This window comes from Streptococcus mitis, from assembly GCF_003942775.1.
GTDB lineage: Bacteria > Bacillota > Bacilli > Lactobacillales > Streptococcaceae > Streptococcus > Streptococcus mitis_CN.
Map to the genome: position 1 here is coordinate 26,007 of NZ_RJNX01000009.1, position 20,509 is coordinate 46,515.

Sequence of the window (20,509 nt, forward strand, 5' to 3'; positions counted from 1 at the left end):
TTTTCCTAGTGATTAAAATTAAATGAGGAATCTATGTCTAACGAAAACAATCACCAGCAGGCCCAGATGTTACGGGGGACTGCTTGGCTAACGGCTAGTAACTTTATCAGTCGTCTACTCGGTGCCATTTATATCATCCCTTGGTATATCTGGATGGGGTCTTATGCGGCTACAGCAAATGGTCTCTTCACCATGGGCTATAATATCTATGCCTGGTTCTTGCTGATTTCAACAGCAGGGATTCCAGTTGCGGTGGCCAAGCAAGTGGCCAAGTATAATACCATGCGAGAAGAAGAGCATAGCTTTGCCCTGATTCGGAGCTTTTTAGGCTTTATGACAGGACTAGGTCTGGTTTTTGCTTTAGTCTTGTATCTCTTTGCTCCATGGCTAGCAGACTTGTCGGGTGTAGGGAAAGACCTGATCCCAATCATGCAGAGCTTGGCTTGGGCGGTCTTGATTTTCCCATCTATGAGTGTTATCCGAGGTTTCTTCCAAGGGATGAATAACCTGAAACCTTATGCCATGAGCCAAATCGCTGAGCAGGTCATTCGTGTTATCTGGATGCTTTTAGCTACCTTTATGATTATGAAAATGGGCTCAGGAGATTATCTAGCAGCGGTTACCCAATCCACCTTTGCTGCCTTTGTCGGCATGGTAGCTAGTTTTGCAGTTTTGATCTATTTCCTTGCCAAAGAAGGATTACTTAAAAGAGTCCTTGAAACAGGAGATAAGATAAACAGCAAGCGTCTTTTGGTCGACACCATTAAGGAAGCCATTCCTTTTATCTTGACAGGGTCTGCTATCCAGCTTTTCCAAATCTTGGACCAAAATACCTTTATCAATAGCATGAAGTGGTTTACAAACTATAGTAATGAAGACTTAATTGTCATGTTTTCTTATTTCTCTGCCAATCCTAATAAAATCACTATGATTTTGATTTCGGTTGGAGTTTCGATTGGGAGTGTCGGTTTGCCACTTTTGACTGAAAACTATGTTAAGGGGGACTTGAAGGCAGCTTCTCGTCTAGTTCAGGACAGCATCACTATGCTTTTCCTATTCTTGCTACCAGCAACGGTTGGAGTAGTCATGGTAGGAGAACCTCTCTATACTGTCTTCTATGGTAAGCCAGATAGTTTGGCTATGGGATTGTTTGTCTTTGCAGTTTTGCAGTCTACTATTTTAGGCTTGTACATGGTTTTGTCTCCAATGCTTCAAGCCATGTTCCGCAACCGCAAGGCCGTTCTCTATTTTATCTATGGTTCCATTGCCAAGCTGGTCTTACAACTGCCAACCATTGCTCTCTTTCACAGTTATGGACCTTTGATTTCCACAACCATCGGCCTTATTATTCCTAATGTTTTGATGTATCGGGACATTTGCAAGGTAACTGGTGTTAAGCGCAAGGTGATTTTGAAACGAACCATTTTAATCAGTTTGTTAACTCTTTTCATGTTTCTTGTAGTTGGGACATTGCAGTGGATTTTAGGATTTGTCTTCCAACCAAGTGGACGTTTGTGGAGTTTCCTATATGTAGCTCTTGTCGGTGCCATGGGGGGAGGAGTTTACGGATTCTTGAGTCTTCGTACCCGTTTATTGGATAAGGTGATTGGAAAAGCTCAAGCAGATCGCTTACGAATCAAATTAAAGTTAACTTAAAAAATATTTATAAATAAAAGGGATAATTTGAACATTTCTATCATGAAATGCTTGGATTATTCTCTTTTTTATTAATTTGTATTATATTTTTTATAATTTGTAGATAGTAATTTAATTTTTCTTAAATTTTACTTAAAAAACTATTGACTAAATAAAACCTGTAATGTATAATAAGACAAATATTTAAATCAGGAGGTTCTGGAAATGAAAAAGTCTAAGGCCAAGTATGCAACGCTTGCAGGTGTCGTGTTAAGTGCAGGTATTTTGTTAAGTGCCTGTGGAAATTCTAGCACAGGGTCAAAAACATACAATTATGTTTATTCAAGTGATCCATCTAGTTTGAACTATCTAGCAGAAAACCGTTCAACAACTACTGATATTGTGACCAACCTGGTAGATGGTCTCATGGAAAATGACCAATATGGGAACTATGTCCCATCCTTGGCTGAGGATTGGAGTGTTTCTAAGGACGGTTTGACCTATACCTACAAACTGCGGAAAGATGCTAAATGGTATACTGCAGATGGAGATGAATATGCTCCTGTAACTGCCCAAGATTTTGTCACTGGTTTGAAATATGCGGCTGATAAAAAATCAGAAGCCTTGTACTTAGTGCAAGAATCCGTTGCAGGTTTAGATGACTATATCACTGGTAAAACAAGCGACTTTTCAACTGTCGGAGTCAAGGCTCTTGATGACCAAACCGTTCAATATACCTTGGCACGACCAGAACCTTACTGGAACTCAAAAACAACCTCAACTATTCTCTTCCCAGTCAATGCGGATTTCTTGAAATCAAAAGGGGATGATTTTGGGAAGGTAGATCCATCTAGCATTTTGTACAATGGACCTTTCTTGATGAAATCCTTTGTTTCAAAATCGGTCATCGAATACAAGAAAAATCCTAACTACTGGGATGCTAAAAATGTCTTTGTAGATGATGTGAAATTGACTTATTTTGATGGTAGTGACCAAGATGCGTTAGCACGTAATTTTACCGAAGGTGTTTATAGCTATGCTCGTCTCTATCCAAACAGTTCAAGCTTCGAAGGGATTAAAGAAAAGAATAAGGACAATATCATCTATAGCATGCAAGATGCTACTTCTTACTTCTTAAACTTCAATTTAGATAGAAAATCTTATAAATTCACTTCCAAGACAAGTGATGCTGAAAAGAAATCGACTCAAGAAGCGGTTCTTAACAAGAACTTCCGTCAAGCCATTAATTTTGCCTATGACCGTACGGCCTATGGGGCCCAATCTCAAGGAGAAGAGGGGGCAACTAAGATTTTGCGTAACCTAGTTGTTCCTCCAAACTTCGTAAGTATCAATGGAAAAGACTTTGGTGAAGTAGTTGCGTCTAAAATGGTCAACTATGGTAAGGAATGGCAAGGAATCAACTTTGCAGATGCCCAAGATCCATACTACAATCCAGAAAAAGCTAAAGCTAAATTTGCTGAAGCTAAGAAAGAACTCCAAGCCAAAGGAGTCCAATTCCCTATACACTTAGATAAAACTATAGATTTGGCTAATAAGGCTGAAATTCAAGGGATTAATTCCATGAAGCAATCAATAGAATCTGTCTTAGGTGCAGATAATGTTGTGATTGATGTTCATCAACTTTCTACAGAGGACTATGATAGTTCAGGTTATCTTGCTCAAACTGCAGCTCAGAAGGATTATGATCTTTACAATGGTGGTTGGACTGCAGACTATCAAGATCCTTCAACCTATCTTGATGTCTTTAACGTTAATTCTGGTGGTTTGATGCAAAATCTAGGTATAGAGCCAGGTGAAGCCAATGACAAAGCCAAGGCTGTTGGACTGGATGTCTACACTCAAATGTTGGAAGAAGCTAATAAGGAACAAGATCCAGCTAAACGCTATGAAAAATATGCAGATGCCCAAGCTTGGTTGGTGGATAGCTCTCTAGCAATTCCAAATGTTTCACTTGGTGGAACACCAACATTGAGAAAAATCGTTCCTTTCTCAACACCATATTCATTGGCTGGTAATAAAGGGGTTGAATCATATAAATATCTCAAATTACAAGATAAGACAGTCACAAAAGATGAATATGAAAAAGCTAAAGAAAAATGGTTGAAAGAAAAAGAAGAATCCAATAAAAAAGCCCAAGAAGAATTGGCAAAACATTTCAAATAAGGATTTTTCAAGAAAAACGATGGTTTCGAAGGAAGCTGTCGTTTTTTTAATAGAATGATAGCGAAGTTGGAAGAAAAGTGCTTACATTTTTTCTTAGTTAATTGAATTTATGATATAATGAATATAACAAAAACGTGAGACGCTATTTTTAAATCCTCTTCCAGTGTTAACTGAAGTATGCACATGCTAGGATGATTTTATAGGAGGGATGCTGTCTACTAAAAAAGTAAGATAAAATGCAACTAATGATAAGTTCTTCTTTTATGTGAAGAGTTCTTATCTGCCTATTTACTAATTTTTATGGAGGTAACATCATGGGCGCTATTATGGAGTTTGCAACAGAAAAACAGATTGAATCATTTCTCTCAACTTGCCACATTGAAGGGCAAAAGAATTTTCTGATGGCTTTTAAGAAAAAGACATGGTTGAAATCCTTTATTGATTTTTTCGTTATAGGAGGAAGTTACTATGTTCAGTCGAGTGTGAAGCCTAAGATTCTGGCATTCACACCTAAGGGAATCTACTTGATGGACATCAATGATGTAACAGAAAATCATTCTAATCAAGTCGTAGAGATGCCTTGGAATCAAGTTAAAGATTTTACTTATAAGACAGTCTTGAACACAGTTAGGCTGAACTGGCACTATCAAAATGAAGACTATATTTTTTCCGTGGAAGTTGGTCAGATTAGTCAGCATGTGGGCCAATATCAATTTAACAAAGACCATTATGACTATTTATCCCAACAGGATTTCTTTCAGTCTAAGTAAGCCCCAGCAATCATTTTCACAAAAGAATCTGGAAGCTTTTCTGGATTCTTTTTAGCTTTACTCGATAAGTCTATAGTTTGAAACTATAGCTAGCTCTTGAAAAGAAGAAAATGAGTTGATGAAAATAAGTGGTACAATAGTTACTATAGATTTGGAGGTATTGTATGAGCAAGGAATTACACATCAACACAATTTTGGCCCAGGCGGGTATCAAATCAGATGAAGCGACAGGTGCATTGGTGACACCGCTTCATTTTTCAACGACTTATCAGCATCCAGAGTTTGGTCAATCTACTGGATTTGACTATACGCGCACTAAAAACCCAACTCGCAGTAAGGCGGAAGAAGTCTTGGCGGCTATTGAGTCAGCAGACTATGCCCTAGCGACTAGCTCAGGTATGTCAGCTATTGTACTGGCCTTTAGCGTCTTTCCAGTAGGAAGTAAGGTCTTGGCTGTCCGTGACCTTTACGGTGGTTCTTTCCGCTGGTTCAATCAAGTGGAGCAGGAAGGCCGTTTCCATTTTACCTATGCCAATACAGAAGAAGAGCTGATTGCCGAGTTAGAAAAGGACGTAGATGTTCTCTATATCGAAACGCCAACCAATCCCTTGATGTTGGAATTTGATATCGAAAAACTAGCAAAGTTGGCTCATGCTAAGGGTGCCAAAGTAGTGGTGGACAATACCTTCTACAGCCCTATCTACCAACGTCCGATTGAAGATGGAGCAGATATCGTTCTCCATTCAGCAACCAAGTATCTAGCAGGGCACAATGATGTCTTGGCTGGAGTGGTTGTGACCAATAGTTTAGAACTATACGAGAAGCTCTTTTACAATCTCAATACGACAGGGGCAGTTTTGTCACCATTTGACAGTTATCAATTGATTCGTGGTCTCAAGACTCTGTCTCTTCGTATGGAGCGCTCAACAGCTAACGCCCAAGAAGTGGTTGCCTTTTTGAAGGATTCTCCAGCAGTTAAGGAAGTTCTCTACACTGGTCGAGGGGGGATGATTTCCTTTAAAGTAGCCGATGAAACACGCATTCCTCACATTTTAAACAGTCTCAAGGTCTTCTCTTTTGCGGAAAGTTTGGGTGGGGTAGAAAGTCTCATTACTTATCCAACGACGCAAACTCACGCTGATATTCCAGCAGAAGTCCGCCATTCTTATGGTTTGACAGATGACCTCTTGCGCTTGTCAATTGGGATTGAGGATGCTAGAGATTTGATTGCAGATTTGCGCCAAGCCTTGGAAGGATAAGATAAAGATGGGAAAATATGATTTTACAAGCCTGCCCAATCGTTTAGGGCACCATACCTATAAATGGAAAGAAGCAGAAACGGATAATGAAGTCCTACCAGCTTGGATAGCGGATATGGACTTTGTGGTCTTGCCTGAAATCCGCCAAGCCGTGCAGACTTATGCTGATCAACTGGTTTATGGCTATACCTATGCCAGTGAAGAGTTAATTAAGGAAGTTCAAAAGTGGGAAGCCACACAACACGGTTACCACTTTGACAAAGAGGCTCTTGTCTTTATCGAGGGTGTGGTACCAGCCATCTCAACAGCTATTCAAGCCTTTACAAAAGAAGGCGATGCGGTTTTGATTAACACACCTGTCTATCCCCCCTTTGCACGCAGTGTTAAGTTGAACAACCGTAGATTGATTACCAATTCTTTGGTGGAAAAGGATGGTCTGTTTGAGATTGACTTTGACCAACTGGAGAAGGATTTGGTGAAAGAGAATGTCAAACTCTATATTCTTTGCAACCCTCACAATCCTGGTGGACGTGTTTGGGAAAAGGAAGTGTTGGAGAAGATTGCCCAACTCTGCCAAAAACATTGTGTTTTGTTAGTTTCAGATGAAATTCACCAAGATTTGGCTCTCTTTGGTCACAAGCATCATTCCTTCAATACCATCAATCCTGACTTTAAAGAATTTGCTATCGTCTTGAGTAGTGCCACTAAAACCTTTAACATCGCTGGAACAAAAAATTCATATGCAGTTATTGAAAATCCTAAGTTGCGAGTGGCATACCAGAAACGCCAGTTGGCCAATAACCAGCATGAGATTTCAGGCTTGGGTTATTTGGCGACAGAAGCCGCCTATCGATACGGTAAAGATTGGTTAGAGGAACTCAAGCAAGTCTTTGAAGACCATATTAATTATGTGGTAGATTTATTTGGAAAAGAGACTAAAATCAAGGTCATGAAACCGCAAGGAACCTACTTGATTTGGCTTGATTTTTCAACCTATGACCTGACTGATGAAAAATTACAAGAGCTGTTGAGAAATGAAGCCAAGGTTATCCTCAATCCTGGTTTGGATTATGGGGATGAAGGAAGTCTTCATGCCCGCCTCAATGTAGCCATGCCTAAATCCCTGCTGCAAGAAGTGTGTCAGCGGATTGTGACGACTTTTGCTAAACTTTAAAAATCCAGCCTTCTAGGAGAAAAGTATACCTAGAAGGCTATTTTCATAGGCGAAAATATGGTATAATAAAAAGATAAGGTAAAGGTAAAAATATGGCTAAATTGATTCCGGGGAAAGTCCGTATCGAAGGCGTTGCCCTTTATGAAACTGGTAAGGTTGACATTATCAAGGAAAAGAACAATCGGCTCTACGCTCGCGTTGCAGAAGAAGAACTGCGCTATAGTTTAGAGGATGATTTGGTTTTTTGTGCCTGCGATTTTTTCCAAAAGAGGGGCTACTGTGTGCATTTGGCAGCTCTGGAGCATTTTCTGAAAAATGATGAGCGTGGTCAGGAAATCTTGCAGAGTCTGGAAGAAGGTCATGAGGAAAAAGAGGCCGTTGAAACCAAGGTGACCTTAGGTGGCAAATTTTTGGAACGAATCTTATCTCCAAAATCAGACCGAGCCTATGAGTTGTCAGCTGTGGGTCAGGTGGAAGCAGGAAGCAATCATATCTTGTGGACCCTGAGAATCGGGCAAATTAATAGTCAAAAATACTACGTTATTCGGGATATTCCACTCTTTTTAAAAGTTGTCGAGAAGAGAAAACCTTATATGATTGGTAAAACTTATGAGGAGTCTCTGTCTTGGGAAGCCTTTGATGAGGCCAGCCAAGAACTTCTGACTTTTTTGCGTGGACTAACGGAGGAAGGACTAGCTCCAGACCTCTTTTTCCAAAACCAAGGTCGGCACCTCTTTTTTCCTCTGACCTTTTTTGAGCAGGGTGTGAATTTATTGATGACCTTGCCCCATTTTCAATTTGACCATCAAGTAGATAGCTACCAAATCCTGCTTTTTCAGGATTTGCATGCGGATGCTAATCTATTTGCCTTTACAGTGACAGAATACTCGGATTATTTTGAAATGGAAATCAGTGAGAGTCCAAGGGTCAATGTCTTTTATCAGGGAGCTGTGCTTTTCCATAAAGGACAGGTTTATTTTCTAACAGACCAGCAGATGCGCCTTCTCAAGGAAATCAAAGTGCTGCATTTGGATCAACATGGAAAGAAATACCTGCAATTTGATAGCAGTGATAGAGATAAATTGGCTTTTTGTTTAACTCTTTTTAGCCAGATGGGTATCGTTTCAGCTCCAGAACGTCTACAAATCAAAACTTTTGAACCCTCTTTTTATTTTGATAGGGAAGAGGATAATCGGATTCGTTTAGAAATTCAGTTTGATTATGGAGATAGGCAGGTATCAAGCCGACAAGAGTTAGAAGAATTACCTTTTTCGAGTGATGCTGACTTAGAAGAAAGAGTTTTCCAAGTCTGTTTGGCAGCTGGATTTGAAGCAGATTTTCAATCTTGGCGTCAGGCCTTAAAAGCAGAGTCTGTCTATCATTTCTTTCACGAAATTATTCCAGTCTTTGAAAAACTCGGGAATGTTGCTTTATCAGACAAGTTAGAAGAACTCTATAACCTAGCAAGCCCTCAAGTACAGATTGCTTCCAAGGGAGGCCTCTTGGAAATCCAATTTGATTTTCAAGATATTGCCCAAGAGGAAATTGACCAAGCTATGCAGGCCTTGGTTGCCAATCAAGATTTTTACATTGGTTCGTCTAATCAAGTCTACTTTTTTGATGAAGAAACCAAGAAAATTCGCCAAAATCTACAGGAACTGGGGCAGTTTGAATTAAAAGATGGGGCCTTGCAGGCTCGGAAATCCTTGGCCTACAGTTTAGCTCATCTCTTTGAAGGACGTGACCGTGTTTCTTTTTCACAAGAATTCCAGAATCTGGCTCACGATTTGACGCATCCAGAGGACTTTCCTTTGCAAGCAACTCAGGTTCAGGCTGACTTGCGAGACTATCAGGAAAAGGGAATCGGCTGGTTGCAGATGCTCCATCATTATGGTTTTGGTGGGATTTTGGCTGATGATATGGGACTTGGTAAAACCCTGCAGACCATTGCTTTTTTGACCAGTCAAGTGACAAAAGAAAGTCGGGTTTTGATTTTAGCTCCGTCAGGTTTGATTTACAACTGGGCAGATGAGTTTCAGAAATTTGCCCCACAGTTAGATGTGGCTGTTGTTCATGGCTTGAAAGCTAGTCGTGAAGAGATTCTTGCTGAAAGCCATCAAATCTATGTGACGAGCTATGCCACCTTCCGTCAGGATAGCGATCTTTATCAGGGGATAGCCTTTGACTTCCTTTTCTTAGATGAGGCTCAGGTCATGAAAAACGCCCAGACCAAGATTGCCCAGACCTTGAGACAATTTGTGGTGCCGTCAGTTTTTGCCTTGTCAGGAACTCCTATTGAAAACCATCTGGGTGAGTTGTGGTCTATTTTCCAAATCGTCATGCCAGGACTTTTGCCAAGCAAGAAAGAATTTATGAAATTACCAGCTGAGCGAGTGGCTCAGTTTATCAAGCCTTTCGTGATGCGGCGCAAGAAAGAAGAAGTTCTGACTGAATTGCCAGACTTGATTGAAGTGGTTTATAAAAATGAACTGGAAGACCAGCAAAAGGTTATTTACCTAGCCCAGTTGCAACAGATGCGGGACCGTCTAGCTCAAGTTTCAGATCAGGAATTCCAACGAAGTCGGGTGGAAATCTTGTCTGGTTTGATGCGCTTGCGCCAAATCTGTGACACTCCTGCCCTCTTTATGGAGGATTATCAGGGAGCCAGTGGCAAACTGGATAGTCTCCGAGACCTGCTGGTCCAGGTGGCAGATGGCGGACACCGTGTATTGATTTTCTCGCAGTTCAAGGGAATGTTGGAGAAAATTGAACAAGAACTGCCAGACTTGGGCTTGACTTCCTTTAAAATTACGGGTTCAACCCCAGCCAAGGAAAGACAAGACATGACCAAGGCCTTTAACCAAGGAGAAAGAGATGCCTTTTTGATTTCTCTTAAGGCTGGTGGTGTCGGTCTGAATCTGACAGGTGCTGATACGGTTATTTTGGTTGACCTTTGGTGGAATCCTGCGGTGGAAGCGCAAGCCATTGGCCGTGCCCATCGGATGGGGCAGGAAGAAACGGTTGAGGTTTATCGCTTAGTGACCAGGGGAACCATTGAAGAAAAAATTCAGGAACTCCAAGAACAAAAGAAACATTTGGTGTCACAAGTATTGGATGGAACAGAGTCACGTGGCAGTCTGACCCTAGCAGAAATTAGAGAAATTTTAGGAATTTCTGAAGCCAGCACTTGAAAAATCAAGACAATACGCTATAATGAAGTGTTGAAAGGAAATAGAAAATGAGAGAAGAACGATTTCCATTAGTGTCAGATGATGAGGTTATGCTGACTGAAATGCCGGTTATGGACCTCTATGATGAATCTGACTTTATCAGTAATATCAAGGGAGAATACTGTGATAAGAATTATCTGGAGTGGGCCCCTATTACTGAAGAAAAGCCAGCAAAACCGATTGAAAAACCAGTAGAGAAACCTAAGAAATCTGGTTTAGGAGTTAAAAAAGAAGGAAAGAGCTATGCGGAGGTGGCGCGTGAAGAAGCGCGTGCGGATTTGAAAAAGAAACGCTCAGCAAGTTATCTGACTAAGGATATTACTCCTACAAGACGCCATTCTCATCCAAGTCTAGTTAGGCAGGGCAATCAACCTACCGCGCCTTTCCAAAAGGAAAATCCTGGTGAATTTGTCAAATATAGTCAAAAATTGACCCAGTCTCATTACATCTTGGCGGAAGAAGTGAGCAATATTTCGACTCAATCTGAGCCAAAAGAAACTTCAGGTCCAAAGAAAAATAATTATGATTTTCTGAAGAAGAGCCAAATCTACAATAAAAAGAATCAACAAAAAGAACAAGAACGTCAGGTTGCTCAAGAGTTGAATCTGACAAGAATTACAGAATAGGGGAGAAAACATGTCAAAGACATATCATTTTATCGGAATTAAGGGATCAGGGATGAGTGCCTTGGCTTTGATGTTGCACCAAATGGGGCATAAGGTACAGGGATCAGATGTTGAAAAGTACTACTTTACTCAACGTGGTCTTGAGCAGGCAGGGATTACCATTCTTCCTTTTGATGAAAAGAATCTAGACGGTGATATGGAAATTATCGCTGGAAATGCCTTTCGTCCAGATAACAACGTCGAAATTGCCTATGCGGACCAAAATGGCATTAGCTACAAACGCTACCATGAGTTCCTAGGTAGCTTTATGCGTGACTTTGTTAGCATGGGAGTTGCTGGAGCGCATGGAAAAACTTCAACGACAGGGATGTTGTCTCATGTCTTGTCTCACATTACTGATACTAGCTTCTTGATTGGAGACGGGACCGGTCGTGGTTCAGCCAATGCCAAATATTTTGTTTTTGAATCTGACGAATATGAGCGTCACTTCATGCCTTACCACCCAGAATATTCTATCATCACTAACATTGACTTTGACCATCCAGACTATTTCACAAGTCTAGAGGATGTTTTCAATGCCTTTAACGACTATGCTAAACAAATTACCAAAGGTTTGTTTATCTACGGTGAGGATACTGAATTGCGTAAGATTACGTCTGATGCTCCGATTTATTATTATGGTTTTGAAGCAGAAGGCAATGACTTTGTAGCTAGTGATCTTCTTCGTTCAACAACTGGTTCAACCTTCACCATTCATTTCCGTGGACAAGACTTGGGGCAATTCCACATTCCAACCTTTGGTCGTCACAATATCATGAATGCGACAGCCGTTATTGGTCTTCTTTATACAGCAGGATTTGATTTGAACTTGGTGCGTGAACACTTGAAAACATTTGCCGGTGTTAAGCGTCGTTTCACTGAGAAAATTGTTAATGATACAGTTATTATCGATGACTTTGCCCACCATCCAACAGAAATCATTGCGACCTTGGATGCGGCTCGTCAGAAATACCCAAGCAAGGAAATTGTAGCAGTCTTCCAACCGCATACCTTTACAAGAACCATTGCCTTGTTGGACGAATTTGCCCACGCTTTGAATCAAGCGGATGCAGTTTACCTAGCGCAAATTTATGGGTCAGCTCGTGAAGTGGACCATGGTGATGTTAAGGTAGAAGACCTAGCCAAAAAAATCAACAAAAAACATCAAGTGATCACTGTTGAAAATGTTTCTCCACTCCTTGACCATGATAATGCTGTTTATGTCTTTATGGGAGCAGGAGATATCCAAACCTATGAATACTCATTTGAGCGTCTCTTGTCTAACTTGACAAGCAATGTTCAATAGGACGTTCTCATGGAAATTCCAATTAAGATTATTCAGGCAAGTAAGTCTGATTTGGCTGAGATAGAGGAACTTCAGGCTTCATCTTTTCCAGCTGAAAAGCAGCAAACTTCCCATATTTTAGAAGAAAGTATCCGTAAATCTGCGGATACCTTTCTTCTAGCTAGGGATGAAAATCAGCTTCTAGGCTATGTTCTAGGCGGTCCTTACCCACACAATCCGAAATGTCTAGAAATACATTCTTTAGTCATTGATACTGACCATCAGAGACAGGGCTTGGGAACGCTTCTTCTTGCGGCTTTGAAAGATGTGGCAGTTGAGCTGGATTACAAAGCTATTCGTTTGAAGAGTCCGGATGAGTTGCTTTCCTATTTTGAAATGAACGGTTTTATTGATGAAGAAGAGACAGATTCGCTTTATGCAGCTAGTCAAGGTTTTAGTATGATTTGGTTTAATCTCTTTTTTTAGGAGGCACAATGGAAATTAGGAAAGCAAGATTAGAAGATTTGGATCGTATCGTTGAGATTGAACTAGAAAATTTTTCGATCGAAGAAGCCATTCCTCGCTCTGTTTTTGAGGCGCATTTGCGAGAAATTCAGACCTCGTTTCTGGTTGCAGAAAAAGAGGGTAAGATTATTGGTTATATAGAGGGACCAGTTGCCCCCCACTGCCATCTACAAGATCAGTCTTTTACAGAAGAGATAGAAGATTATAGTCATGAGCCTGGTGGTTATATCTCTGTGACCTGTCTTTCTATTGCCAAGGAGGCACAGGGCCTCGGACTTGGTCAAAAATTACTAACAGCTTTGAAAGAACTAGCTCTTGAACACGAAAGAGAAGGCATTAACCTAACCTGTCATGACTATCTCATTACTTACTACGAAAAACATGGATTTGTCAATGAAGGCCAGTCCCAGTCAACCTTTGCAGGGGAAACATGGTATGATATGGTCTGGGAAGCTAAAAAATAAGCTAGAAAAGCATGCTAGGTTGCTTTTCTTTCGTTTTTAAGATATAATATTATGGATTGTCAACGAGGAGGATAAACTTTTGAGTGAAAAGCCAAGAGAAGACGAAAAATTAAGCTTTAAAGAGCAGATTTTACGTGATTTAGAAAAAGTAAAACGTTATGAAGGGATTCGCCAAGAGGCCACTGAACTTGCAGAGAAAAAAGAAGCTCTATTTGTCCCTGAAACAAAACTCGCAGATGAAGATGTTATGGTTGCATCCCTATCAGCTGTTGAAAAAATTATGGAGAATGCACCACGTGTTCCAAAACATCCTAGTGAGGATATGCCTGCATCACCGGCAGATGAATCGAGAGTAGAAGCTCCGATTACTCCTCGTCACCCTAGTCAAGATGTTCCAGCTTCACCAGTTGAAGCAAGTCCATCAAGACCGGTTCCAGGGCCAGAGACTAATCGTCCACAAAAGGTCGAAGAAGATTTCAACGTAACTCCAACAAGAGTAGCTGTTTCTTATAAGACTGAAGCTAAAAAAGAGCCTCAGAAAGAAGTAACAAAACCAGAACCAGTTATGGAAACGGAAGCTGTTGAAGTCATTTCTGAAACTCCGAGTCGTAGTCGTCGTGAGACTGTTAAACCTGTCAAGAAGAAAAAATCACATTTGAAGGCTTTCTTCATTTCTCTACTGATTTTCCTTGCCTTGATTTCGGCAGGTGGTTACTTCGGTTACCAGTATGTCCAGTCATCTTTATTACCAGTTGACGCTAATTCTAAGAAGTATGTAACCGTTCAAATCCCAGAAGGAGCCAATGTCCAAGAGATTGGCTCAGCACTTGAAAATTCTGGTGTGATTAAACACGGAGTGATTTTTGCTTTTTATGCTAAATATAAAAATTATTCAGATTTGAAGGCTGGATATTACAATTTGCAAAAGAGCATGAGTACAGAGGATATCATTAAGGAACTCCAAAAAGGTGGTACTCCTGAACCTCAAGAACCTTCACTCGCAGATTTGACTATTCCAGAAGGATATACCATTGATCAAATTGCCCAAGCTGTAGGCCAATTACAAGGTGAATTTAAAGAACCTTTGACAGCGGAAGCTTTCTTGGCTAAAGTTCAAGATGACAACTTTATCAGTCAAGAAGTTGCTAAATATCCAAACCTACTCGAAAGCTTGCCAACGAAAGAAAGTGGAGTTCGTTATCGTTTAGAAGGATTCCTCTTCCCAGCGACATACTCTATCAAGGAAAGCACAACTATTGAAAGTTTGATTGATGAGATGTTGGCAGCTATGGATAAGACCTTGACTCCGCACTATAGTGCAATTAAGTCTAAAAACTTGACAGTCAATGAATTGCTATCAATTGCTTCACTTGTTGAAAAAGAAGGTGCTAAGACTGAAGACCGTAAGTTGATTGCAGGTGTCTTCTACAATCGTTTGAATCTTGGTATGCCACTTCAAAGCAATATTGCAATCTTGTATGCTCAAGGGAAACTTGGCCAAAATATCAGCCTAGCAGACGATGCTGGAATTGATACATCAATTAATTCACCATACAATGTTTATACCAAACCTGGTTTGATGCCTGGTCCAGTAGATAGTCCAAGTCAGGACGCGATTGAAGCAAGTATCAACCAAACAAAGAGTGAGAACCTCTACTTTGTAGCCAATGTTACAGATGGTAAAGTCTATTACGCAGTGACACAGGAAGAACATGATCGTAATGTAGCTGAGCACGTCAATAGCAAGCTTACTCAAAATAGTAGTTCAAACTAAGACTACAAAAATGAGAATCTCAGATAGAGATTCAATACTATCTAAAGAAAGTTGAGAAAAATGTCAGAAAAAATATATCCTATGACCCTTGAGGAAAAGGAAAAACTTGAAAAAGAATTAGAAGAATTAAAATTGGTTCGTCGTCCAGAAGTAATTGAACGCATTAAGATTGCTCGTTCATACGGTGACCTTTCAGAAAATAGTGAATACGAAGCAGCTAAGGATGAACAAGCCTTTGTCGAAGGACAAATCTCTAGCTTGGAAACAAAAATCCGTTATGCTGAAATCGTTAATAGCGACTCAGTTGCGGATGATGAAGTGGCGATTGGTAAAACGGTCACTATCCAAGAAATTGGTGAGGACGAGGAAGAAGTTTATATTATTGTAGGTTCAGCGGGTGCAGATGCCTTTGCAGGTAAGGTTTCAAATGAAAGCCCAATTGGACAAGCCTTGATTGGCAAGAAAACAGGTGACACAGCAACCATTGAAACACCTGTTGGTAGCTATGATGTAAAAATCTTGAAGGTTGAAAAAACAGCCTAAAAAAAGAAAAAGGAGTGGGGAGGCTGTGCGCTTCACTCACTCCTTTTTCCATTTTAAATTGAATTGGAGACTATATGAGTTCAAAGAAGAAAAAAAATAAGATGGAGCGTGGTCTGACCAATCGTCACGTGCAGGTTATGGCCATTGCTGGAACAATCGGAACAGGACTCTTTTTGGGAGCGGGGCGCTCTATCAGCCTAACAGGTCCTTCCATTGTACTGATTTATATGATTACTGGGGCTTTCATGTTCCTCATGATGCGTGCGGTTGGGGAAATGCTCTACCAAGACCCTGAGCAACATACCTTCATCAACTTTATCACGCGCCATTTGGGTAAGGGCTGGGGCTACTTCTCAGTTTGGTCTTACTGGTTATCCGTTGTCTTTATCGGTATGGCGGAAATCACTGCGATCTCTCACTATGTTCAGTTTTGGTTCCCTAGCTGGCCAAGTTGGATGATTGAGATTGGATTTTTGACCATTCTAGCCTTGGTCAATCTGATTGCAGTGAAGCTCTTTGGGGAAGTTGAGTTTTGGTTTGCTATGGTCAAGATTGTGGCTATTTTAGCCATGATTGCAACAGGAGTCTTTATGGTCTTGACAGGCTTTAAGACACCTCATGGAGTAGCAAGTTTAGCTAATATTGCCGACAATTTCTCCCTCTTCCCAAATGGTGGAGTTAACTTTGTCATGGCCTTCCAGATGGTTTTCTTTGCCTACCTCATGATTGAGTTTATCGGGGTAACAACTTCTGAAACCAAAAATCCACGTCAGGTCTTGCCAAAAGCCGTTAAGGAAATTCCTTTGCGTATCGCCTTTTTCTACGGTGGTGCTCTCTTAGCCATCATGGCTATCATTCCGTGGCGTGAACTTGCATCGGCTGATTCTCCTTTTGTTACGGTATTTGAATTGGCAGGTATCAAGTGGGCAGCAGCCTTGATTAACTTCGTCGTTTTGACCTCAGCAGCATCTGCTCTTAACTCAACCCTTTATTCAACAGGTCGTCATTTGTACCAGATTGCTCATGATTCACCAAATCCATTCTTAAAGGCGATTAAGGCAGATACTCTTTCTCGCCACAATGTGCCACAAAATGCCATCATCGCTTCAGCAATCTTGATTGCCCTAGCAGCCTTTATTAATGTCTTGCCAGGTGTTTCAGATGCCTTTGCCTTGATTACGGCATCATCATCAGGTGTTTATATTGCCATTTATATCTTGATTATGGTGGCTCACCTTAAATACCGCAAGTCACCAGACTTTATGGCGGATGGCTATCTCATGCCCCATTATCGTTTCCTAAATCCTTTAACCATGCTCTTCTTTGCCTTTGTCTTTGTAACCCTCTTTTTACAAGAGTCTACCTTTGTAGGAGCAATCGGATCAGCTATCTGGATTATCGGTTTCGGGATTTACAGCCAGTGGAAATTTAGAAAATAGATTTGAAACTCATCAGCTTAGCTTGGTGAGTTTTTGCTAGTTTGACAGTCTATTGAAATAAGACTATAATCAAGCTGTAACAGTGTTTAAGGAGGTTTAGATGTACTTTAGATTGGAAAATAAGGAATCCCATAAATCACAAGAAATAGGGAATCTGATTCGTGTTTATAACCGTTCAAAAAGAGAAGAGGCTGAAAGTGAGCCACTTAATCTTTATGTCGAAGATGAAAAGGGCAATCTCATGGCAGGTTTGATAGCAGAGACTTTTGGAAATTGGCTAGAAATCGAGTATTTATTTGTAAAAGAAGAACTGAGAGGGCAAGGACTCGGTTCAAACCTATTGCAGCAAGCAGAAACTGAAGCTAAGAATCGAAACTGTCGTTTTGCTTTTGTCAATACTTACCAGTTTCAAGCTCCAGATTTTTATAAAATGCATGGCTACAAGGAAGTTTTTACCTTACAAGACTATCCCTACACAGGAAAAAGATTTTATTACCAAAAAGATTTGTAAGGAGAATATGAAATCATAAAGTAAAGAGGGGGCTTGACATAAGTATGGAGGTGGACTAATGGATATGAGTAACTATCGATAAGTAGCAGTTATAATCTACAAATTGTGTCTTTCTAGACGATATTGAGGACAATACAGTCGTAGCTAAGACATTAGATGTGAAATCCTACGATGCTGTAGATGTTTTGAGAAAATTGAATAAGCAGAAAACTCTCTATCATTTAGGTGGTAGAGAGTTTTTTGTTAATAAAATTTTACAAAATGACATTTATATATTGCATTAAGTTAGATATATGATATAATGTTGTTAAAAAGAGGCGCAACTTTTTAAAATTAATGAGAATCAAAGAGAAAACCAAGAATGTTAATGGAGGAATAAAAAATGGAAGTTATAAATGTAAGTAAGCATTATGCTCATTCAATCATTCTCAAAGATATAAATTTTGCACTTAATAAGGGTGAAATTGTTGGTCTAGTAGGGAGAAACGGAGTTGGCAAGAGTACATTGATGAAAATTCTTGTTCAGAATAATCAACCGACTTCAGGGAATATTATAAGTAGTGATAATGTTGGGTATTTAATCGAAGAACCAAAATTATTTTTATCTAAAACAGGTTTAGAGAATTTAAAATATTTGTCAAATTTATATGGTGTTGACTACAATAAAGAAAGATTTGGAAGTTTGATCCAAGAGTTAGATTTGACTCAGTCTATTAATAAAAAAGTAAAGACCTATTCTTTAGGTACAAAACAAAAATTAGCTTTGCTTCTAACTCTCGTTACGGAACCTGATATATTGATTTTAGATGAACCGACTAATGGTTTAGATATTGAATCATCACAAATAGTTTTAGCAGTTCTAAAAAACTTAGCTTTACATGAAAATGTGGGAATTTTAATATCGAGTCATAAATTAGAAGATATTGAAGAAATTTGTGAGAGGGTCCTTTTCTTGGAGAACGGGCTTTTGACATTCCAAAAAGTAGGAAAAGATAGACATAATTGCTTGTTTGAGATAGCTTTTTCATCAGCTACAGATAAAGACATTTTCCTTACCAAACAAGAATTTGGGGATATTGTTCAGGAAGAGGGACTGAAAATTACTATGTCTGGGAATATTCAAAGTAGTGAGCTTTTTAAATTTTTTAACGAAAACTCTATTAAAGTAGTTGATTTTGAAACTAAAAAAGAGACGCTTAAAGATATTTATCTAAATCGTTCAAAATAAAGGAAGGTTATAATCATGAAATTAAATAAATTGAATTTTCTTAAGGAAAATATAAGAGATTTATATTCATCAGGCGTAATATATCTCGGATTGATTATCTCGTTTATACCGCCGATACTGGTTACATTCTTTATTCTAAAGACTCAAGGGACATCACTTGGTATTAAGCATATTTCAAATTTTTATGCTATGCTCGGTATGTTAATGGCTGTTATACATGCTAACCGAATTATTAGCAGGGATTTTTCTAACAATACGATCAGTTTATTTTATAATCAAAAGAAAAATCGGATGATTTACGTCTTGTCTAATTTTCTATATGCCATCTCAGTTTCTATTATTTATGCTTTGAATGGCATTGTGCTACTAGTCATCGTATGTAAATTGGGTGTTCCAGGTGATTTAGGATTAGATTTTATAGTAGCTATTGTAGTCAATACAATTTTGTTAGTCCTATTTTATTTTCTATTATCTTACATTTTCTATTTATACAAATTGAAAAGTGGCTTGATATTTGGTATTTTAGTTGCTTTACTACTCTTTATCCCTAATATATTAAATACGATTATGATGAATACTAGTAATGATTTGTTTATCAAAGCAATTGAACTTCTTCCTTTTTATTCTTTACCTGTATTTGTGGCTTCAAATACGATGTCTATTAGTCAGTATCTTGTGGTAATCACTACAATCATTTTATTGTACTTTTTCACTCTCAAGAAAAGCAAGAAGTATTCATTTTAGTTTCGTTTAGTATTATTTTGCATACTTAAAACCAGCAAAAAATCAGTCATCTTGGTATGCTCCTTCTCTTGCTGTTCACCACGTTTTTGACTTATACTAGACTCATTTCCAAAAGCATTATATAATAGTAATATGAAACCAACTAAACTAAACAAGAAGTACAAGCAATAAAAACTCGTTTAAAAGATTCTACTAAAGCTAATACTAAACAAAAATAAAAGAGTAAACTAGGAAGTTTATTTCAAACAATCCAACATACTGATTTTAGGTTGAAGATAATATTGGAGTGCTAATTAATGAGGTTATAATAAATAGCTGACAGCTTGTGTTAGTTTTGGATTTTTTAAGAGTAGATGAGTATTAAAACTATAAGGAGGACGCAGGTGGCTAAAAATTTAAAATTAAAATTAGCTCGGGTTGAGCTTGATTTAACTCAAGGTCAACTGGCAGAGGCTGTTGGTGTGACACGCCAGACTATTGGTTTGATAGAGGCAGGGAAATACAATCCCAGTCTCTCGCTCTGCCAGTCCATTTGCAGATGTTTAGGGAAAACCTTAGATCAACTATTTTGGGAGGAAGAAGATGGTAAATAAATTTATTCATTATCAATTACTTGACGAAAGAGAAGAACAACTAATCAATAAAGCTGGAGCGGAATCCTTTACCCTCTTCATTGGGCTTGTGCTTCTAAGCTATTTGGTGGCTGTATTAGCTCCCTCTATTTTTAATCCGAATTTTCTAGTCTATACTCTGATAGTAGGAATTTTCTTCTTTTTCAATCGTGCTCGTTATCTGGGAGTGACCTACTATAGTCGTTTTCATTTTACGATTTTGGGTTGTTTTTTACTAACCTTGGCTATTACGGCTCTTTTGATGTTACAGAATTATCAATTCAACATAGAAATTTATCAGCACAATCCTTTGAATGTTAAATACCTGTCTGCTTGGGCAATTACTTATGTTATTTACCTTCCTTGGGTTTTTATCGGCAATCTTGGTCTGAAGAGCTATGGCGAATGGGCTCAGAAAAAGTTTGAACAAGATATGGATGAATTGGAGAGTGGTGAATAACTTGTTAC

18 protein-coding genes are annotated in these 20,509 nt (G+C 39.2%); all 18 read left to right on the forward strand.

Annotated features, from left to right (window positions below; genetic code table 11):
* Nucleotides 1-33: 33 nt before the first annotated feature.
* The 18 genes from D8848_RS09780 (at nucleotide 34) to D8848_RS09870 (ending at nucleotide 20,501) form a co-directional block, all read left to right on the forward strand.
* A complete protein-coding gene (locus D8848_RS09780) occupies nucleotides 34-1,656 on the forward strand; it encodes a putative polysaccharide biosynthesis protein (protein WP_125393634.1) in 1,623 nt (540 codons plus the stop codon).
* Nucleotides 1,657-1,860: 204 nt separating this feature from the next.
* Nucleotides 1,861-3,819: a peptide ABC transporter substrate-binding protein gene (locus tag D8848_RS09785; protein ID WP_125443727.1), complete on the forward strand. Its 1,959-nt coding sequence runs from the start codon at nucleotides 1,861-1,863 to the stop codon at nucleotides 3,817-3,819.
* Nucleotides 3,820-4,133: 314 nt separating this feature from the next.
* A complete protein-coding gene (locus tag D8848_RS09790; protein ID WP_060627812.1) occupies nucleotides 4,134-4,589 on the forward strand; it encodes a hypothetical protein in 456 nt (151 codons plus the stop codon).
* Between the two features lie 164 nt (nucleotides 4,590-4,753).
* The gene (locus D8848_RS09795; protein ID WP_016399612.1) at nucleotides 4,754-5,848 is read left to right on the forward strand and encodes a cystathionine gamma-synthase; all 1,095 of its coding nucleotides are present in this window, start codon (nucleotides 4,754-4,756) and stop codon (nucleotides 5,846-5,848) included.
* A gap of 7 nt (nucleotides 5,849-5,855) precedes the next feature.
* Nucleotides 5,856-7,022, forward strand: a complete 1,167-nt coding sequence (locus D8848_RS09800) for a MalY/PatB family protein (protein ID WP_125443728.1) — start codon at nucleotides 5,856-5,858, stop codon at nucleotides 7,020-7,022.
* A 92-nt stretch (nucleotides 7,023-7,114) separates the two neighbouring features.
* Nucleotides 7,115-10,213 (forward strand): pilus expression-regulating Snf2 family helicase, encoded by a 3,099-nt coding sequence (locus D8848_RS09805; RefSeq protein ID WP_125443729.1) that lies wholly within the window; start codon nucleotides 7,115-7,117, stop codon nucleotides 10,211-10,213.
* 47 nt (nucleotides 10,214-10,260) lie between these two features.
* Nucleotides 10,261-10,878 carry a divisome accessory protein ZapJ gene (locus D8848_RS09810; protein ID WP_125443730.1) on the forward strand — a complete coding sequence of 206 codons (618 nt, stop codon included), beginning with the start codon at nucleotides 10,261-10,263 and terminating at the stop codon, nucleotides 10,876-10,878.
* 10 nt (nucleotides 10,879-10,888) lie between these two features.
* Nucleotides 10,889-12,223 carry a UDP-N-acetylmuramate--L-alanine ligase gene (gene murC / locus D8848_RS09815; protein WP_125443731.1) on the forward strand — a complete coding sequence of 445 codons (1,335 nt, stop codon included), beginning with the start codon at nucleotides 10,889-10,891 and terminating at the stop codon, nucleotides 12,221-12,223.
* Between the two features lie 9 nt (nucleotides 12,224-12,232).
* On the forward strand, nucleotides 12,233-12,688 hold the full coding sequence (locus D8848_RS09820; protein ID WP_000405279.1) for a GNAT family N-acetyltransferase: 456 nt from the start codon (nucleotides 12,233-12,235) through the stop codon (nucleotides 12,686-12,688).
* 8 nt (nucleotides 12,689-12,696) lie between these two features.
* Entirely contained in the window at nucleotides 12,697-13,191 is a 495-nt protein-coding gene (locus tag D8848_RS09825) for a GNAT family N-acetyltransferase (protein ID WP_000405742.1), read from the forward strand.
* Between the two features lie 79 nt (nucleotides 13,192-13,270).
* A complete protein-coding gene (gene mltG / locus D8848_RS09830) occupies nucleotides 13,271-14,965 on the forward strand; it encodes an endolytic transglycosylase MltG (protein ID WP_125443732.1) in 1,695 nt (564 codons plus the stop codon).
* A 60-nt stretch (nucleotides 14,966-15,025) separates the two neighbouring features.
* Nucleotides 15,026-15,508: a transcription elongation factor GreA gene (gene greA, locus D8848_RS09835; protein WP_125443734.1), complete on the forward strand. Its 483-nt coding sequence runs from the start codon at nucleotides 15,026-15,028 to the stop codon at nucleotides 15,506-15,508.
* Between the two features lie 74 nt (nucleotides 15,509-15,582).
* Nucleotides 15,583-16,947 carry an amino acid permease gene (locus tag D8848_RS09840; RefSeq protein ID WP_070479450.1) on the forward strand — a complete coding sequence of 455 codons (1,365 nt, stop codon included), beginning with the start codon at nucleotides 15,583-15,585 and terminating at the stop codon, nucleotides 16,945-16,947.
* A gap of 100 nt (nucleotides 16,948-17,047) precedes the next feature.
* Complete coding sequence (locus D8848_RS09845) at nucleotides 17,048-17,458, forward strand: GNAT family N-acetyltransferase (RefSeq protein WP_080983321.1); 411 nt, start codon at nucleotides 17,048-17,050, stop codon at nucleotides 17,456-17,458.
* 382 nt (nucleotides 17,459-17,840) lie between these two features.
* The gene (locus D8848_RS09855) at nucleotides 17,841-18,686 is read left to right on the forward strand and encodes an ABC transporter ATP-binding protein (protein ID WP_080977898.1); all 846 of its coding nucleotides are present in this window, start codon (nucleotides 17,841-17,843) and stop codon (nucleotides 18,684-18,686) included.
* 15 nt (nucleotides 18,687-18,701) lie between these two features.
* On the forward strand, nucleotides 18,702-19,430 hold the full coding sequence (locus tag D8848_RS09860; protein WP_049543346.1) for an ABC transporter permease: 729 nt from the start codon (nucleotides 18,702-18,704) through the stop codon (nucleotides 19,428-19,430).
* 383 nt (nucleotides 19,431-19,813) lie between these two features.
* On the forward strand, nucleotides 19,814-20,023 hold the full coding sequence (locus tag D8848_RS09865; RefSeq protein WP_001107500.1) for a helix-turn-helix transcriptional regulator: 210 nt from the start codon (nucleotides 19,814-19,816) through the stop codon (nucleotides 20,021-20,023).
* Nucleotides 20,013-20,501 carry a DUF6773 family protein gene (locus tag D8848_RS09870; RefSeq protein ID WP_070842509.1) on the forward strand — a complete coding sequence of 163 codons (489 nt, stop codon included), beginning with the start codon at nucleotides 20,013-20,015 and terminating at the stop codon, nucleotides 20,499-20,501. The genes D8848_RS09865 and D8848_RS09870 overlap by 11 nt, the downstream gene beginning before the upstream one ends.
* Nucleotides 20,502-20,509 lie beyond the last annotated feature (8 nt).

Coding starts and splice junctions, on each gene's coding strand:
- D8848_RS09780 (WP_125393634.1), top strand. CDS start 34: ATGTCTAACGAAAACAATCACCAGCAGGCCCAGATGTTACGGGGGACT.
- D8848_RS09785 (WP_125443727.1), top strand. CDS start 1,861: ATGAAAAAGTCTAAGGCCAAGTATGCAACGCTTGCAGGTGTCGTGTTA.
- D8848_RS09790 (WP_060627812.1), top strand. CDS start 4,134: ATGGGCGCTATTATGGAGTTTGCAACAGAAAAACAGATTGAATCATTT.
- D8848_RS09795 (WP_016399612.1), top strand. CDS start 4,754: ATGAGCAAGGAATTACACATCAACACAATTTTGGCCCAGGCGGGTATC.
- D8848_RS09800 (WP_125443728.1), top strand. CDS start 5,856: ATGGGAAAATATGATTTTACAAGCCTGCCCAATCGTTTAGGGCACCAT.
- D8848_RS09805 (WP_125443729.1), top strand. CDS start 7,115: ATGGCTAAATTGATTCCGGGGAAAGTCCGTATCGAAGGCGTTGCCCTT.
- D8848_RS09810 (WP_125443730.1), top strand. CDS start 10,261: ATGAGAGAAGAACGATTTCCATTAGTGTCAGATGATGAGGTTATGCTG.
- murC (WP_125443731.1), top strand. CDS start 10,889: ATGTCAAAGACATATCATTTTATCGGAATTAAGGGATCAGGGATGAGT.
- D8848_RS09820 (WP_000405279.1), top strand. CDS start 12,233: ATGGAAATTCCAATTAAGATTATTCAGGCAAGTAAGTCTGATTTGGCT.
- D8848_RS09825 (WP_000405742.1), top strand. CDS start 12,697: ATGGAAATTAGGAAAGCAAGATTAGAAGATTTGGATCGTATCGTTGAG.
- greA (WP_125443734.1), top strand. CDS start 15,026: ATGTCAGAAAAAATATATCCTATGACCCTTGAGGAAAAGGAAAAACTT.
- D8848_RS09840 (WP_070479450.1), top strand. CDS start 15,583: ATGAGTTCAAAGAAGAAAAAAAATAAGATGGAGCGTGGTCTGACCAAT.
- D8848_RS09845 (WP_080983321.1), top strand. CDS start 17,048: ATGTACTTTAGATTGGAAAATAAGGAATCCCATAAATCACAAGAAATA.
- D8848_RS09855 (WP_080977898.1), top strand. CDS start 17,841: ATGGAAGTTATAAATGTAAGTAAGCATTATGCTCATTCAATCATTCTC.
- D8848_RS09860 (WP_049543346.1), top strand. CDS start 18,702: ATGAAATTAAATAAATTGAATTTTCTTAAGGAAAATATAAGAGATTTA.
- D8848_RS09870 (WP_070842509.1), top strand. CDS start 20,013: ATGGTAAATAAATTTATTCATTATCAATTACTTGACGAAAGAGAAGAA.